Source organism: Eoetvoesiella sp. (assembly GCF_035555955.1).
Lineage (GTDB): Bacteria > Pseudomonadota > Gammaproteobacteria > Burkholderiales > Burkholderiaceae_B > Eoetvoesia.
The window spans coordinates 17,614-32,410 of sequence record NZ_DATMGA010000033.1; the positions used below are offsets into that span (position 1 = coordinate 17,614).

General features: G+C 64.0%; 15 protein-coding genes. 7 read left to right on the forward strand and 8 right to left on the reverse strand.

Features of this window, described 5'->3' with window-relative positions; genetic code table 11:
* Positions 1–16 precede the first annotated feature (16 nt).
* The 8 genes from VNT00_RS09715 to mpl form a co-directional block, all read right to left on the reverse strand.
* A complete protein-coding gene (locus VNT00_RS09715) occupies positions 17–859 on the reverse strand; it encodes a symmetrical bis(5'-nucleosyl)-tetraphosphatase (RefSeq protein WP_325586899.1) in 843 nt (280 codons plus the stop codon).
* Positions 856–2,034, reverse strand: a complete 1,179-nt coding sequence (lptG, locus tag VNT00_RS09720) for an LPS export ABC transporter permease LptG (RefSeq protein ID WP_325586901.1) — start codon at positions 2,032–2,034, stop codon at positions 856–858. The genes VNT00_RS09715 and lptG overlap by 4 nt, the downstream gene beginning before the upstream one ends.
* Before the next feature lie 84 nt (positions 2,035–2,118).
* Positions 2,119–2,823 carry a monofunctional biosynthetic peptidoglycan transglycosylase gene (mtgA, locus tag VNT00_RS09725; RefSeq protein ID WP_414650918.1) on the reverse strand — a complete coding sequence of 235 codons (705 nt, stop codon included), beginning with the start codon at positions 2,821–2,823 and terminating at the stop codon, positions 2,119–2,121.
* A gap of 28 nt (positions 2,824–2,851) precedes the next feature.
* Positions 2,852–3,694, reverse strand: a complete 843-nt coding sequence (gene aroE / locus VNT00_RS09730) for a shikimate dehydrogenase (RefSeq protein WP_325586905.1) — start codon at positions 3,692–3,694, stop codon at positions 2,852–2,854.
* On the reverse strand, positions 3,691–4,581 hold the full coding sequence (locus VNT00_RS09735) for an energy transducer TonB (protein WP_325586907.1): 891 nt from the start codon (positions 4,579–4,581) through the stop codon (positions 3,691–3,693). The genes aroE and VNT00_RS09735 overlap by 4 nt, the downstream gene beginning before the upstream one ends.
* A gap of 35 nt (positions 4,582–4,616) precedes the next feature.
* Complete coding sequence (locus tag VNT00_RS09740) at positions 4,617–6,503, reverse strand: ribonuclease catalytic domain-containing protein (protein ID WP_325586909.1); 1,887 nt, start codon at positions 6,501–6,503, stop codon at positions 4,617–4,619.
* A gap of 42 nt (positions 6,504–6,545) precedes the next feature.
* Positions 6,546–7,148 (reverse strand): YqiA/YcfP family alpha/beta fold hydrolase, encoded by a 603-nt coding sequence (locus VNT00_RS09745; RefSeq protein ID WP_325586976.1) that lies wholly within the window; start codon positions 7,146–7,148, stop codon positions 6,546–6,548.
* A 15-nt stretch (positions 7,149–7,163) separates the two neighbouring features.
* Complete coding sequence (gene mpl, locus VNT00_RS09750; protein ID WP_325586911.1) at positions 7,164–8,525, reverse strand: UDP-N-acetylmuramate:L-alanyl-gamma-D-glutamyl-meso-diaminopimelate ligase; 1,362 nt, start codon at positions 8,523–8,525, stop codon at positions 7,164–7,166.
* A gap of 238 nt (positions 8,526–8,763) precedes the next feature.
* On the opposite strand from mpl, the gene VNT00_RS09755 reads away from it, so the two are divergent.
* From VNT00_RS09755 to VNT00_RS09785, 7 genes are all read left to right on the forward strand, one after another.
* Positions 8,764–9,276: a TlpA family protein disulfide reductase gene (locus VNT00_RS09755; protein WP_325586913.1), complete on the forward strand. Its 513-nt coding sequence runs from the start codon at positions 8,764–8,766 to the stop codon at positions 9,274–9,276.
* Between the two features lie 146 nt (positions 9,277–9,422).
* A complete protein-coding gene (gene aroQ, locus VNT00_RS09760) occupies positions 9,423–9,857 on the forward strand; it encodes a type II 3-dehydroquinate dehydratase (protein WP_325586915.1) in 435 nt (144 codons plus the stop codon).
* A gap of 87 nt (positions 9,858–9,944) precedes the next feature.
* Complete coding sequence (gene accB / locus VNT00_RS09765) at positions 9,945–10,403, forward strand: acetyl-CoA carboxylase biotin carboxyl carrier protein (protein ID WP_325586917.1); 459 nt, start codon at positions 9,945–9,947, stop codon at positions 10,401–10,403.
* A gap of 3 nt (positions 10,404–10,406) precedes the next feature.
* Complete coding sequence (accC, locus tag VNT00_RS09770; protein ID WP_325586919.1) at positions 10,407–11,753, forward strand: acetyl-CoA carboxylase biotin carboxylase subunit; 1,347 nt, start codon at positions 10,407–10,409, stop codon at positions 11,751–11,753.
* 65 nt (positions 11,754–11,818) lie between these two features.
* Positions 11,819–12,742: a 50S ribosomal protein L11 methyltransferase gene (prmA, locus tag VNT00_RS09775; RefSeq protein ID WP_325586921.1), complete on the forward strand. Its 924-nt coding sequence runs from the start codon at positions 11,819–11,821 to the stop codon at positions 12,740–12,742.
* Between the two features lie 24 nt (positions 12,743–12,766).
* Positions 12,767–13,828: a zinc-ribbon and DUF3426 domain-containing protein gene (locus VNT00_RS09780; RefSeq protein WP_325586923.1), complete on the forward strand. Its 1,062-nt coding sequence runs from the start codon at positions 12,767–12,769 to the stop codon at positions 13,826–13,828.
* A gap of 2 nt (positions 13,829–13,830) precedes the next feature.
* Positions 13,831–14,772: a carbohydrate kinase family protein gene (locus tag VNT00_RS09785; RefSeq protein ID WP_325586925.1), complete on the forward strand. Its 942-nt coding sequence runs from the start codon at positions 13,831–13,833 to the stop codon at positions 14,770–14,772.
* The last annotated feature ends 25 nt before the right edge of the window (positions 14,773–14,797 follow it).

The following is a 14,797-nucleotide window of genomic DNA, read 5'->3' on the forward strand; positions in this document are numbered from 1 at the left end:
TGGGGCTGGCTGGCGCTTAGGCGTCGCCGGGCTTCTGGTGCTGTTCGCAGTCGATTTGCAGCAGCTTATGATCGCGCAGGCGCAGGGCGGTCAGTTTTCCGCCCCAGATGCAGCCGGTGTCCAGGCAGACGACATCGGGCCGTACCAGCAGGCCAAGCGTCGACCAGTGGCCGAAGACGACGGTGACGCTGTCCCGCAAAATGGCCCGGCCCGGCGCGTCGAACCAGGGCACGAGCTGGTTGTCCTGCATCGGTGCGTGTTTGTAGCCGAAGTCCATCCGGCCCTGGCTGGTGCACATGCGCATGCGTGTCAGCGCATTGATGATGACGCGGAGGCGATCGTCCCCGCTCAGTTCGTCGTTCCATCCGGCGGGTTCGTTGCCGTACATTTTCTGCAGGCCGCTCTTCCAGTCGGGAGAGCGCAGCACGGCTTCGACTTCGGCGGCCAGCGCCAGTGTCTTGTCAAGATTCCAGGCGGCCGGGATTCCGGCATGAACCATGAGGTGGCCATGCTCGTAATGGGCCAGAGGCCGGTGCCTCAGCCAGTCGACGAGCTCGTCTGCGTTGGGCGCGTCCAGCACTTCGGCGATAGTGTCGGACTTGCCGGGCTTCTTGATGCCGGCGGCCACGGCCAGCAGATGCAGGTCGTGGTTTCCCAGGACGGCGACGGCGCGGCCGCCCATGCCATGGATGAGATTGAGGGTTTCAAGCGATTGCGGGCCCCGGTTGACGAGATCGCCTGCGAACCAGAACCTGGCGTCGCTGTCCTGGGCGATATCGGGTTGCGCCAGCAATTCCCGCAGCGATCCGCAGCATCCCTGGACATCGCCGACTATCCAGACGTTCGATTGCCCGTTCATGCCGCCGATTTGCTCCAGGGCCAGCGCGCCTGCGTGAAGGCGCGCACATTATGCTGGTTTTCCATGATGAGCAGGGCCGCCAGCGCCAGGGCCAGCGCGCCGAGATTGGGCACCAGCGCCGTGACCCAGGGCGCCCATTTGCTGAGCATGCCCACATTGAGCGATAGCTGGTTGATCATGAAGAAGCCCACCCCCAGCAGGATGCCTATGAAGACCTTGCCGCCGACGCCTCCCCGGCGGGTCTGCATGAAGCCGATGGGTGCGGCGATGGTCATCATGACCAGCAGCGTGAACGGATAGGCGATCTTGCGCCACAGGGCCACGACCTGCCTTTCGGTCTGGAGCTGATTGTTCTTGAGGTATTTGATGTAGTCCAGCAGCACCGAGATGGACATTCGCTCGGGGGTGAGGACGCGCGCGATCAGCCGCTCGGGGGTGAGCGTCGTGGGCAGGCTCAGGGTGGGCAGGGTGGCGATGTGGGTAATGGGCGTCGGAGGTACCTTGGCGTTGGCCAGCGCGGTGACCGCGTTGTCGTCGATCTGGGTTTGCGTGACGTTCTTCAGCACCAGAGAGCCGTTGTCGAAGTATCCGGTCTTGGCCTGGGACAGCGTGCTCAGCGCCTGGTCCTTGTTGAACTCGTAGAGCGTGACGTTGGCGACGCCGCCGTTGCCCTGCAGCTCGCCGATATTGATGATGCGCGTGCCCTGGTTGCCCGAGGCTTCCTTGAACCAATACCCGCTGTTCAGCCGCCCGCCGCCGGCCCGGCCGAGCAGGCTCAGGCTGACTTCGCTGGACTTGATTTCCGCCGCGGGGGTGACGACCTCGGACAGCAGGAACGCGCCCAGCACCCAGGGTATGGTAACGGCCCACAGCATGGCAAGCAGCTTCATGCCGCTGACGCCCGAGACCCGCAGGATGACCAGTTCGTTGCGCTGGGCCAGGCTGGCCAGCGCCAGGATGGCGCCGATGAGCAGCCCGATGGGCAGAAGATCATACAGCCGGGTGGGCAGTTGCAGGGCCTGCAGATAGAATAGATTGAGCAGTGTGAAGTTCGAGCCGATGTTGTCCAGTTCTTCGATGAGCGCGAAGAAGGTGAACAGCCCGACCAGGGCGATCAGCACGACGGCGCTGGAACGGTAGATTTCGGAAGCAAGATAACGGCGGGCGGTGCTCATCGGCTGGGTTTGGAAAGTCGGTGGATTTCGGTATGTTACTCGTCTTGGGCCGTCTTGCTGCCAGAGGGTGGTTTTTTCGAGGCGTCAGGGCGCTTCGACCAGCCGCATGCGTTTCTGGATGGTGGCGGTGCGCGAGCGCAGGTAGGCGGTGTTGCGGTGGATGTCGTAGTAGTCGGGGTTGGGCAGCATGGCCGCCAGCTGGGCGGCCTGGTAGCTGTTCAGCCTGGAGGCATCCACGTGAAAATAATGCCGCGCCGCCGCCTGGGCGCCGAATACATCGGTGCCCCATTGGGCCAGGTTCAGGTATAGCTCCAGAATGCGCCGCTTGCTCATGACCGCTTCGATCATGTAGGCCAGGATAAGCTCCTGGCCTTTGCGCAGATAGGTGCGCGAGCCGGACAGGAACAGGTTCTTGGCCAGTTGCTGAGTAATGGTCGAGCCGCCGCGCAATTTGCTTTTGCCGCGCTCGGCCTGCCGGAGATTGTATTCCCACGCCTTGCGGATGGCGTTCCATTCGACGCCGTCGTGGTCCGTGAAGTTGGAGTCTTCCGAGGCAATGACGGCGTGCTTGAGGTGAAGGCTGATCTGCGCGTAGGGCACCCATTGGTGCTCCAGTTGCGCGGCCGGGTCGGATGCGCGCAGTTCGGCCAGGGTGGCCTTCATGAACGCGCTGCTGCTGGGGTTGTTGACGGATATCCACAGCACCATGACGAACAGGCTGAACTGGTAAAGCAGCAGGGCGAACACGCCCAGCAGAATCGCGGCGCCCGCTATCCTGGTCTTGGACATTTTGCGTGCCTTGCGTTGGGCCATGGCCTCAGGCGTCGAGCTGGCGGCGCAGTATCTGCAGGACCGGCGCGGTGTCGGGCCGGCGGCCATGCCAGATGGCGAAGCTTGCCGCGGCCTGGGCGACCAGCATGCCCAGGCCGTCGGCCGCCTGTCCGGCCCCCTGCGCCAGGGCCTGCTGCATGAAGGCCGTGGGTTGGGCGGCATAGAACATGTCGTAGGCCAGGGAGCCGGGGGAGTAGCCGGCGCCGGGCAAGGGCGGCGCCTGGCGGCTCAGGCTGCTGGATGTGGCATTGACGACGATGTCCCACTGCCCCTGCGCCTCGTCCAGACTCCCCGCCGATATGCGCGCCGCGTGTTGCGGCAGCAGCGCGCGGACCTGCTCGCAGAGCTGGTGCGCCCGTTCGGCGCTGCGGTTGACGATGCGCAGCGCGGAGCAGCCGGCTTCGAGCAACGGGTAGATCACCCCTTTTGCCGCGCCTCCGGCGCCGACCAGCAAGATGCGCTTGTCGCGGGGCGGCGCGCCCAGGCGCTGTATGTCGTCGAGCAGGCCGACGCCGTCGGTGTTGCAGCCATGCAGGTTTCCGTCCCGCATCCATAGCGTGTTGACGGCTCCGGCCAGGCGGGCGCGCTCGCTCAGGTGGTCGGCCAGTGCGAACGCCTCTTCCTTGAAAGGCAGGGTAACGTTGAGACCGGCCCCGCCGTTGTCAAAGAAGCCGCGGATGGTTTCGGCGAAGCCATCCACGGGCGCAAGCAGCGTTTCGTAGCGCAGGGCAAGGCCCAGCTGGCGGCCGAATTCCTGGTGTATGGCTGGAGAGCGGCTGTGTCCGACGGGGTTGCCGACGACTGCGAAATGCGGAATGCCTTGGGTCATGGGGTTTCGGTGCTGAGTTTGTTGTTGGTGAAATGCCATGTGCGGGTAATGGCCAGTACGTCGGTCGTCCTGGCGATTTCCGGCGGCAGCGGGGCAAAGGGCGCCGCCAGTTGAACGATGCGCCGGGCGGCGAGGTTCAGGACGGCGTGTTCCGAAGGCCGGTTGATTTCCACGCGGACCAGATCGCCGTTCTTGCCTATGTATACCGTCAACTGCAATTTGCCATAGACTTTGCCGCGCGCCTCGTCGGGGTAGTGCTCGGTGCCCAGCAGCTCGATTTTCTTGCGCCAGGCTTCGACGTACCGGGCGTAGTCGACCTGTTTGGCCGACGGCCCGACGAACATCTGGCGCGGCTGGGCGTTATAGGTTTCGATGCGCTCTTTGATGGCGCTGATCTGGGCATTGAGCACCAGGCTTTGCTGATTGAGGTCGTCGGTGCCGGGGTCGGGAGATTCCTGCAACTGGTCGGGCCATTTTCGTGCCGCCCGGACTTTTTGCCGGGATTCCAGTTGGGTATAAAGCTGCTTTTGTTCTTTTTCCAGTTCTTGCTGGCGCTTGCGCAATGCGGCCAGCACGATCTGGTCGGGCGAGGCGTCGGCGGTGCGCGGCAGCGGCGACGAGGCCAGGCCGCTTTGGGCGTTGCCGCCCGCATTGATCTGGTTCTGGGCCAGCACGGCCGGGTTGGCCGCCGCGGTTTCGGTGCGCGCGTTGACCAGGGTGACCTCCAGCGTGTCCTGTTCGCGGGCGGGCGGCACAGGATGGGCAAAGTGTATGGCCAGCGCCGCAGCGTGCACGCACAGCGACAGGCCTATCGCTATGTACAGGCGGCGGTGCTGCGCTGGCTGCGCGGGGGGCGGCAGCCATGGGCGGGGGGTGGCGGCATTCACGGCGCAGTATTCCGTTGGAAGCGGCAATGACGGTATTATGCCGCGACGGTTTCCAGGTAGCGGCACTCCAGTTCAAGGGCCAGTTCATCGTACCCCAGAATCTGCAGCCGGATGGCCTGGCCGCGTTCCAGCTCCGGCATGCCGGGCACGCGCACGACCATGGGCACGCCCGAAAGCCGCACCAGATCCTCTCGCAGCACGCTGGCTTCGATGGTGGTCACGCCATGCTGCTGCAGCCAGCGCATGCACCAGTAGCGCTCCATGCTGGACTGGAAGTCGTTCCAGACCGCGTATTGCGAGTCGAACGCGCCGATGATGGCGAACAGGTCGGCATCCTTGGGCTTGAAGGGGGCGACCAGGCGGGCCGACACGCCGTGTTCGGCCGCGGCCAGGATCTGCCATTGATTGATCAGGTCCACGTAGCGGCGCAGCGGCGAGGTGCACCACGCATACTGGGGCACGCCGATGGCCTCGTGCGGCAGGGCCTGGGTGGACATGCGCACGCGGCCCGCTTGCTGCGAACGGTAGATGCCGGGCACGCCGTGTTGCGCCAGCAGGCCCCCCCACAGGTTGTTGGCCAGTATCATGTACTCGGCCACCAGCATGTCCAGCGGCGCATTGCGCTGGCGGGGCACCAGCCGCACCGTGCTGTCCGGATCGTCGGGCGCGCCGTCTATATAGAAAGAGTATTCGACCCGGTTGTTGTTTTCCGTTTTGCCGCGCACCAGGTCGCGCTGGGCGCTCAGGTGCCTGGAAAACTGCCATAGAGGCCGCAGCCAGCCGGCATAGGGCAGGCTGGCCTGAGGGTCGGCAAGCGCTTCTTCGGTAATCTGTCCTTCCAACGTGTCGTGGCGCAGGTTCTCGCGCACGCTCAGCCGCTCCAGACGGGTTTGCGTGCCCAGGATTTCCCCGCTGGACAAGTCGGCATCCACGTACAGCGAAACCGCGGGCCTGGGCTGGCCGGCATCCAGCGAGAAGGCCTGGATCAGTTCGTCGGGCAGCATGGGTATTTTCTGGCCGGGCATGTAGACGGTCGACATGCGCGCCCGGGCCAGTTTGTCCAGGCCGCTGTCGCGGGTGACCAGCAGGCCGGGCGCGGCAATGTGGATGCCGATGCGGGCCTTGCCGTCCGGCAGCATCGTGACCGACAGGGCGTCGTCCACTTCGGTGGTGGTGCTGTCGTCGATGGAATAGGCCTCGACCTCGGCAACCGGCAGGCCGTCGCCCACGGCGGGGACTTCCTGGGCGGGATGCTGTATGCCCTTGGGGAAATTCAGCGTAAAGAAGCGATGCCTGTGCAGGGCCAGCGGATTGGGCCAGGCGCCGAGCTTGAGCAGCAGTTTTTCGGGCGTGGTGCCCAGTTGCTCGACCGCCGCCTCGAACGCTTTCCATTGCAGCGTGTTTTTGTCCGGCCGCGTCAGCAGGGTGTCGGACACCTGGGCAATGGGCTCGGGCAACTGGCCCGCCACCAATTGGTCGGTCCATTCCTGCTGTTGCTCCGCCTGCTTCTGCTTTTTTTCGATGGCGGCCAGGGCGGCCTTCAGGATTTCCGGCGGGGCGGGGCGATAGCGCCCCTTGCCGCGGCGGTGAAAGTAGGCGGGCGCCGCATTCAGCGCAAAAATCAGCCCCGCTTTTTCAACGGCGCTGGGCGGATGCCCGAAATATTCTTCGGCGAAGGCTGCGGCCTCGAATTCCTCCTGGGGGGCGCACTCCCACAGGAAATCCAGCTCCAGCGTCTCGGCCAGTTCGCGGGCCTGGGCCAGCATGGCCGCGGGCTCGGGTTGCTCGAAGCTGAACAGCACGCTGGCGCTTTTTATTTTGCTGCGTTTGCCGGACTCGGACTCGACCTGCATGGTCGAGTCGCTTTGCGAAAAGATTTTTTCCGCTTTGAAGTTGCCGCTGTCGTCGTAGAGAACATACATAGAGTTGTCGGGCGGACTTGCTTGCGCAAGAATCCGTCGGGGTTAAGGTTTATGGGGGGCGTGCAGGGCGAAGGCCATGACCTCGGGCAGCCAGCGGTCGAAATCCGAGATGCCGTGATCGCTGCCGCAGATGATCCGGCTGGCGCATCCCGCATACCATTGGACCATTTCACGCCAGTCCAGGACTTCGTCGCCCGTGGCGGCCAGCAGAAAATATCGCTCGGGGCGGCTGGGCCGGTCGACGGCCAGCCCGGCCAGTTCATCGACGTATTCGGGCAGAAAGACAAAAGGCTCTTCGGAATGAAACTGCGTATGCTCGCCGACCTGGGTTGCCAGGTCGCGCGCCGCATGGATGACGGGATTGAGCAGGACGGCCCGGCAATCCCAGCGTTGGGCCAGGTGGGCGGCGTAATAGCCGCCCAGCGAAGAGCCAATGACGGTCAGGTCGCGGCCCGGCTGCAGACCTTGCTTGCGCGCATTTTCTATTAAACCATGAACCAGGGCCATGGCCTGGGCCGGACTGGCAGGCAGTTGCGGGCATAGCCAGTTGCTGCCCAGCCCCCGGTCGTGCATGGCCTGCGCCAGCTTTTGCGCTTTGGCGGACTGCGGCGACGAGCGGAAACCGTGCAGGTAAAGAATCATGATGGTTGCCGCGGTAGCTTACAGCCTGTCCAGAAGCTTTTGATGGATGCCGCCGAACCCGCCGTTGCTCATGACGAGTATCGAGTCGCCGGCGCGGGCTTGCGCTGCGATGGCTTCGACCAGCGTGTCCAGATCGTCGTAGGACGAGGCGCGCGTTCCCATCGGCGCCAATACCTCGGCGGGGTTCCAGCCCAGGGCGTGCTTGCCGCTCGTGGCCCCGAAGCAGAAGACTTGGTCGGCCTGTTCGAGCGCCTGGGGCAGGCGGGCGGCCATGGTGCCCAGCTTCATGGTGTTCGAGCGCGGTTCGATGACCGCCAGGATGCGGGCCTTGCCGACCTGGCGGCGCAGGCCTTCCAGGGTGGTGGCGATGGCGGTGGGATGGTGGGCGAAGTCGTCGTAGACCTTGATTTGGTTGACGGTGCCGCGCAGCTCGAGGCGCCGCTTGACGCCCTGGAAGCGCGACAGGGCCTGGATGCCGGTTGCGGGCGCCACGCCCGCGTGCCGGGCGGCGGCCAGGGCGGCCAGCGCGTTCATGCGGTTGTGTTCGCCGCCGATGTTCCAGCCAATTGTGCCCAGCGGACTGCCGTCGAGCACGACGTCGAAATGGCAGGGGTCGCCGTTGCGTGGCGCGTGCTGCCAGTGCCCGCCGGGGCCAAAGGCTTCCACGGGCGACCAGCAGCCGCGCGCCAGCACGCGATCCAGCGCCTCGTCGGGTCGAGGCCGGATGATCAGGCCGTTGGACGGAATCGTTCGCACAAGGTGGTGGAACTGCGTTTCGATAGCGGCAAGGTCGGGGAAGATGTCGGCATGGTCGTATTCCAGGTTGTTGAGAATGGCGGTGCGCGGGCGGTAATGAACGAACTTGGAACGCTTGTCGAAAAACGCGGTGTCGTACTCGTCGGCCTCGATGACGAACCATTGCCGCCCCGGGCCGTAGCGGGCCGAGACTTTCAGGTCGCGGGCAATGCCGCCGATCAGGAAATTGGGTTCGAGCCCGGCGTATTCCAGTATCCAGGCCAGCATCGAGCTGGTGGTGGTCTTGCCATGCGTGCCCGCCACGGCCAGCACGTGCTGGCCGCCAAGCACCTGCTCGCCCAGCCATTGGGGCCCCGACACATAGGGCAGGCCCGCGTCGAGTATGGCTTCCATCAGGGGGTTGCCGCGCGAAACCACGTTGCCGATGATGAACAGATCCGGTTTCAGGCTTAGTTGATCGGCGGCAAAGCCTTCGATCAGCCGAATGCCCTGTTCTTCCAGTTGCGTGCTCATGGGGGGGTAGACGCCGGCGTCGCAACCGGTCACGGTGTGCCCGGCGGCCCGCGCAATGAGGGCCAGGCCGCCCATGAATGTGCCGCAAATTCCCAGAATGTGTAAATGCATAAAGCCCTCCAGCCGCTATTGTAGTCAGAAGACGCGGAATGAACGCTTGTCGGGCCAGCCCGATCGCCGATGCCGGCGCCGGCGGCTGTCAATGCTCCCGGGGCAATGTCCCGTCGATGTTAAACTGGATCCAGTAGCGGCTGGACGCGCCGCGAGGGCATGGCTGCTCCGGATGGCGCGGCTGTGCGTATCCAGGCAGCACAGGCCTTGCATCAATTCATGAACCGGGTGTTATCCAATGAAACGACGTGACTTTCTGCTTCGTGCCGCCGTCCTGGGCGGTGCAGGTATCGCGGCGGCGGGCATTTCGTTTTTTACGCTTGCGGGGCACGCGCCCGATGCCTTGTTCGAGCACAGCTTTCCCGATATCGACGGCAAGCCGGTTGCTTTGCGCGGGTTCCTGGGCAAGCCGGTCGTGGTGAATTTCTGGGCGACCTGGTGCCCGCCCTGCGTGCGGGAAATGCCCGACATCGACGCCTTGCGCGCCAAGTACCCGGGCATCCAGTTTCTTGGCCTGGGTATCGACACGGCCAGCAATGTGCGCACCTTTCTGCAAAAGGTGCATGTTTCCTACCCTCTGCTGCTGGCTGGCAATGGCGGCATAGCGCTTATGCGGCCGCTGGGCAACGCGGCCGGAGGCCTGCCGTTCACCGTGGTGTTCGACGCACGGGGGCAGGTGGTGCACAAGGTTCTGGGGCAGATCAAGCCGGACGTCCTGGCGCGAACGCTCGACGGCCTGTCCAGCGGCTGAACCCATGCGGCTTTCGCCGCCGGGCTGTAATGTCTTGTTTCAAGTGGCCTGGATTCTTTGCCTGAGCAGGCCGGTTTCTATGTTTTTATTCGACAAATACCGCTTTTTAGCGTAAAAAGACGGTCTGTCTGTCAGCAAACTTCATAATGGCGCAACACATACTCGTTTTGCACGGCCCCAATCTGAATCTACTTGGCACCCGCGAGCCGGATGTCTATGGGCGCCAGACTTTGGCCGACATTGACGCGCGTTTGCAGCAGTTGGCGGCCGAAGGCCAGGCATCGCTCGAGGCCTTTCAAAGCAATCACGAGGGCGCGCTGGTCGACCGCATCCACGCGGCCCGCAACGAGGCGGTGGATTGCATCATCATCAATGCCGGCGCCTACACGCATACCAGCGTGGCGATCCGCGACGCGCTGGCGGCCGTGGCGATTCCATTCATCGAAGTTCATTTGTCCAATGTCCATAAGCGCGAAGCGTTTCGCCACCACTCCTTCCTGTCCGACCTGGCGCAGGGAGTGGTCGTGGGCCTGGGCGCGTTCGGGTATGAGGCGGCCTTGCGCTACGCCCTCGATCATTGAGGGCGGGCTGGCAAGCCGTAGTTTGGTTTTTATCAATAATCTAGCTCGCTGTATGCTCCAGGCGCGGCGAGCCAACGGGAAGTCTGTATGGATCTAAGAAAACTCAAAACCTTGATCGACCTGGTTGCCGAATCCGGCATCGCCGAACTCGAGATCACCGAAGGCGAAGGCAAAGTACGCATCGTCAAATTCTCCCAGCAGCAACAGCCCGTAGCCTACGCGCCCGAGCCCGTGGCCGCGCCGGTCGTGGCGGCTGCGCCCGCCGCTCCCGCAGCCGCGCCGGCGCCGGCTCCCGCCGCGCCCGTCGTTCAGGGGCATATGGTCAAGTCGCCCATGGTCGGCACCTTCTACCGCGCGCCCAATCCGGGCGCGTCGGCTTTTGTCGAAGTGGGACAGTCGGTCAAGGAAGGCGAGCCGCTTTGCATCATCGAGGCCATGAAGCTGCTCAACGAAATCGAAGCCGACAAAGGCGGCGTCATCAAGGAAATCCTGGTTGAAAACGGCGAGCCCGTCGAATACGGCCAACCCCTATTTGTTATTGGCTAAGCGATGTTTGAAAAAATACTGATAGCGAATCGCGGAGAGATTGCGCTGCGCATCCAGCGCGCCTGCCGCGAGCTTGGCATCAAGACCGTGGTGGTGCACTCGGAGGTTGACCGCGAAGCCAAATACGTGCGCCTGGCCGACGAATCCGTGTGCATCGGGCCGGCATCGCCGCGCGACAGCTACCTGAGCATGCCGGCGCTCATCTCGGCGGCCGAAGTGACCGACGCCGAAGCCATTCACCCCGGCTATGGCTTCTTGTCCGAGAACGCCGATTTCGCCGACCGTGTGGAAAAAAGCGGTTTCGTCTTCATCGGCCCGCGCCCCGAAACCATACGCACCATGGGCGACAAGGTTTGCGCCAAGAAAGCCATGATCGAGGCCGGCGTGCCGGTCGTGCCGGGCTCCGATGGCGCCCTGCCGGACGATCCCGAAGAAATCCTGCGCATGGGCCGTGAAGTGGGCTACCCGGTCATCATCAAGGCGGCCGGCGGCGGCGGCGGCCGGGGCATGCGCGTGGTCTACACCGAGGCGGCGCTGATCACCGCCGTCGCCATGACCCGCACCGAGGCCGGCGCCGCGTTCAACAATCCCGAAGTCTATATGGAGAAGTTCCTCGAGAACCCGCGCCATATCGAGATCCAGGTATTGGCCGACGGCGGGCGCAATGCCATCTGGCTGGGCGAGCGCGATTGCTCCATGCAGCGGCGCCACCAGAAGATCATCGAGGAAGCTCCCGCGCCCCACATTCCGCGCCGGCTCATCGAGCGCATCGGCGAGCGCTGCGCCGAGGCCTGCCGCAAGATGGGGTATCGCGGCGCGGGCACCTTCGAGTTCCTGTATGAAAACGGCGAGTTCTTCTTCATCGAGATGAACACCCGCATCCAGGTGGAGCACACGGTCACCGAAATGATCACGGGTGTCGACCTGGTCGTGCAGCAGATACTCATCGCCGCCGGCGAAAAGTTCACCTTGCGCCAGCGCGACGTCCAGATCCGCGGCCATGCCATCGAATGCCGCATCAATGCCGAAGATCCCTTCAAGTTCGTGCCCAGCCCCGGCAAGATCACCAACTGGCACACACCCGGTGGACCCGGCGTGCGTATGGACTCGCATGTGTTCAACGGCTACACCGTGCCGCCCAACTACGACTCCATGATCGCCAAGCTCATCACCTACGGCGACACGCGCGAGCAGGCCATCGCTCGCATGGAAATCGCCTTGTCGGAAATGGTGGTGGAAGGCATCAACACCAACATCCCCTTGCACCGGGAACTCATGCAGGACGCCCGCTTCGTCGAAGGCGGCACCAGCATTCACTATCTTGAACAGAAATTGTCGCAGCGCCCGTAGGCGCCGGCGGCATCAACATCAGGACGCCGGGGGACTTGGCCTCTCGGCGTTCGCTGGAAAACACTATGCGTGAACTCGTGCTTCATTGTCCAGAGGCGCAGGCCGAGGCGCTTTCGGATGCCTTGCTCGAGGCAGGGGTGCTTTCGGTATCCGTCGAAGACGCCGAAAGCGACACCGAAGCCGAACAGCCCTTGTTCGGCGAACCCGGCACCGAGCCAGAGGTCCAGGCCTGGCGTCACAACCGCGTGGTGGCCCTGCTGCCCGACGGTGCGGATCCCGAGCAGATACTCGAGCAGGTTCGCGTGATGGGCGGGTTGGACTACATGGCCGGCGGCTGGTCCACGCGCGACGTTCCCGATGCGGACTGGGTTCGCCTTACCCAGGCGCAGTTCAGGCCCATCCAGATCGGTCAGCGCGTATGGATAGTGCCCAGCTGGCATCGCGACGACCCCGGCGTTCCCGAGCTTGGTGCATCGCGGCAGGCGGGCGGGCCAATCCACCTGCAGCTCGATCCGGGCCTGGCCTTCGGCACGGGCAGCCACCCGACCACGCATCTGTGCCTGGAGTGGCTGGAGGCCAATCTGCAGCCCGGCGAAACCTTGCTGGACTATGGCTGCGGTTCGGGCATCCTGGCCATTGCCGCCAAAATGCTGGGGGCTGGGCCCGCGCTGGCCGTCGACATCGACGAACAGGCGGTGCTCTCCACCCGCTACAACGCCCAAATCAACCAGGTCGAACTGCAAGCCTTGCTGCCCGACGAGTTGCCGGCCGGCCAAGTGCAATTGGTCGTCGCCAATATTTTGTCCAATCCCCTGAAGGTTCTTGCTCCCATGCTTTCCGGCCGTGTGCAGCCGGGCGGCCGCCTGGTGCTATCGGGGGTCCTGGAAAGGCAGGCCGACGAGGTGGCGCAAGCCTACGCGCCGTGGTTGAGCATGAGCGTATGGCGAGCCCGCGACGGCTGGGTTTGCCTGCATGGTCAGCGAAGCTGACCGTTATCGCCGGCGGATAGGCCTATGGACTTGATGACGAAGTGCCCGCAGTGCGGTACCGTGTTTCCAGCCAGTCTCAGCGAGTTGCAGCTGCGCAAGGGCTATATCCGCTGCATCGGCTGCGCCAATATCTTCGATGGCTACGAAGCTGTCGTTCCCAACGGCCAGGGGGCCGCGGCGCCGGCGGTTTCTTCGCCTCCGCCTTCTTCGCGCCAGGCGCCCTTTGCCGCCCCTGCGGAGGCGGCGCCCAGCGTGGTGCGCCAGCGTGGCGCGGGCACACCCGGTTCTTCCGCGCCGGCCAGCGCGTCGCCGGGTATTTTTGCGCCCGCCCGCCAACGGGACGACGATGGCGAGGCTTCGGCGTTTGCGCTGCGTCTGGATGACGGAGATTTGCCTGCTTCGGCAAGGCGGCCCGAGCCAGGCTTGTATTCGGGCGATGGCATGGGCGAGGGCGATACGCCGGAGGTTCGAGGCATTTACGCCGAACCTCGCGGGGCGATGTCTTCGGAGCCGAATCGCGGTGCATTGCACGACGATGATGTCCTGCCGGATTTCCTGTATGCGCGCCGGCAGCGGCGCCATGGCTTTGCGCGGGTCTTCTGGAGCGTGCTGGTTCTTGCCGGCCTGGTGTTTCTGCTGGCGCAGCTTGGCTATGTGTACCGCACGCAGATTGCCACCAGCGCGCCCATGCTGCGTCCTTTGCTGGAACAGGCCTGCCTGTCGCTGCATTGCAAGGTTGGGTACTCGCGCCGCATCGAGCATATCTCGATCATGGACTCGTCGCTGCAGTCCGCGCCCCGCAACGACCAGCTCAAGCCGAATGAAAACGCCATGCTGCTGAGGGTGGTATTGCGCAACAGCTATGACAAGCCGCAGGCGTGGCCGACGCTGACGCTCGATCTGGTAGACTTTTCGGGCTCCGTCGTGGTCCGGCGCAAGCTTGCGCCGAAAGACTATTTGCCGCCCGAGGCGCTTGGGCAGCCGTTCGCCGCCAATACCGAACGGCAGATCACGGTGCCGCTCATCGTGGCCGGCGTAAAGATCAATGGTTATCAACTGGGTAAGTTCTACTCTCCTGAAGGATAGATATGTCTGAAAAAGTACTGGTGTGCGGGTCGGTGGCGTTCGACACCATCGCTGTGTTCGAAGGGCACTTCAAAGATCACATATTGGCCGACAGCATACAGTCGCTGAGCGTTTCCTTTTTTGTGCCGTCGATGCGCAAGGAGTACGGCGGCTGCGCCGGAAACATCGCCTACAACCTGCGCCTGCTGGGCGGTTCGCCGGTGCCGGTGGGAACGGTGGGGGGCGACGCCTCGGACTATCTGGCGTACTTCAAGGGCCTGGGCATCGACACGAGCATGATTCGCGTCATCCCGGACATGTTCACGCCGCAGTGCTTCATTACCACCGACCTGGACAACAACCAGATTGCGTCGTTCCACCCAGGCGCCATGCTGCGTTCGGCCGAGAACGACCTGAGCGGCACGCAGGCGGCCTGGGCCATCGTGGCGCCCGACGCCAAGGACGGCATGTTCGCGCATGCGCGCCGCCTGAAGCAGCAAGGCACGCCCTTTATCTTCGACCTGGGCCAGGCCATGCCGCTGTTCACGGGTGAGGACCTGGAGCAGATGCTGGACCTGGCCGATATCTTCACCGCCAACGACTACGAGGCCAGCATCGTGGAGCAGCGCACCGGGCGCAGCCTGCAGGAGATTGCCGCGGGCATGAAGGCCGTGGTCGTGACGCGCGGGGCCGAGGGGGCCACCTTGTACGCCGGCGGCAAGCAAACCAGCATCGCTCCCATCAAGGTGGCGTCGGTGGTGGATCCCACCGGTTGCGGCGATGCTCACCGCGCGGGCCTGTTGTACGGGCTGACCCGCCAGTGGCCGCTGGAGCAGGCATGCCAGTTGGCGAATGTGATGGGGGCCTTTAAAATTGCCTCGCGAGGTCCGCAAAATCACAAGCCTGGCCGCGCCGAAATCAGCGCGTCGTTGAAACAGCATTACGGTGTCGAGCTGCTCGCATAAGCGCAGCCGCCTTACAAAGGAAAAT

Coding starts and splice junctions, on each gene's coding strand:
- VNT00_RS09715 (WP_325586899.1), bottom strand. CDS start 859: ATGAACGGGCAATCGAACGTCTGGATAGTCGGCGATGTCCAGGGATGC.
- VNT00_RS09785 (WP_325586925.1), top strand. CDS start 13,831: ATGTCTGAAAAAGTACTGGTGTGCGGGTCGGTGGCGTTCGACACCATC.
- VNT00_RS09780 (WP_325586923.1), top strand. CDS start 12,767: ATGGACTTGATGACGAAGTGCCCGCAGTGCGGTACCGTGTTTCCAGCC.
- prmA (WP_325586921.1), top strand. CDS start 11,819: ATGCGTGAACTCGTGCTTCATTGTCCAGAGGCGCAGGCCGAGGCGCTT.
- VNT00_RS09755 (WP_325586913.1), top strand. CDS start 8,764: ATGAAACGACGTGACTTTCTGCTTCGTGCCGCCGTCCTGGGCGGTGCA.
- accB (WP_325586917.1), top strand. CDS start 9,945: ATGGATCTAAGAAAACTCAAAACCTTGATCGACCTGGTTGCCGAATCC.
- mtgA (WP_414650918.1), bottom strand. CDS start 2,823: ATGTCCAAGACCAGGATAGCGGGCGCCGCGATTCTGCTGGGCGTGTTC.
- mpl (WP_325586911.1), bottom strand. CDS start 8,525: ATGCATTTACACATTCTGGGAATTTGCGGCACATTCATGGGCGGCCTG.
- lptG (WP_325586901.1), bottom strand. CDS start 2,034: ATGAGCACCGCCCGCCGTTATCTTGCTTCCGAAATCTACCGTTCCAGC.
- aroQ (WP_325586915.1), top strand. CDS start 9,423: ATGGCGCAACACATACTCGTTTTGCACGGCCCCAATCTGAATCTACTT.
- VNT00_RS09740 (WP_325586909.1), bottom strand. CDS start 6,503: ATGTATGTTCTCTACGACGACAGCGGCAACTTCAAAGCGGAAAAAATC.
- aroE (WP_325586905.1), bottom strand. CDS start 3,694: ATGACCCAAGGCATTCCGCATTTCGCAGTCGTCGGCAACCCCGTCGGA.
- accC (WP_325586919.1), top strand. CDS start 10,407: ATGTTTGAAAAAATACTGATAGCGAATCGCGGAGAGATTGCGCTGCGC.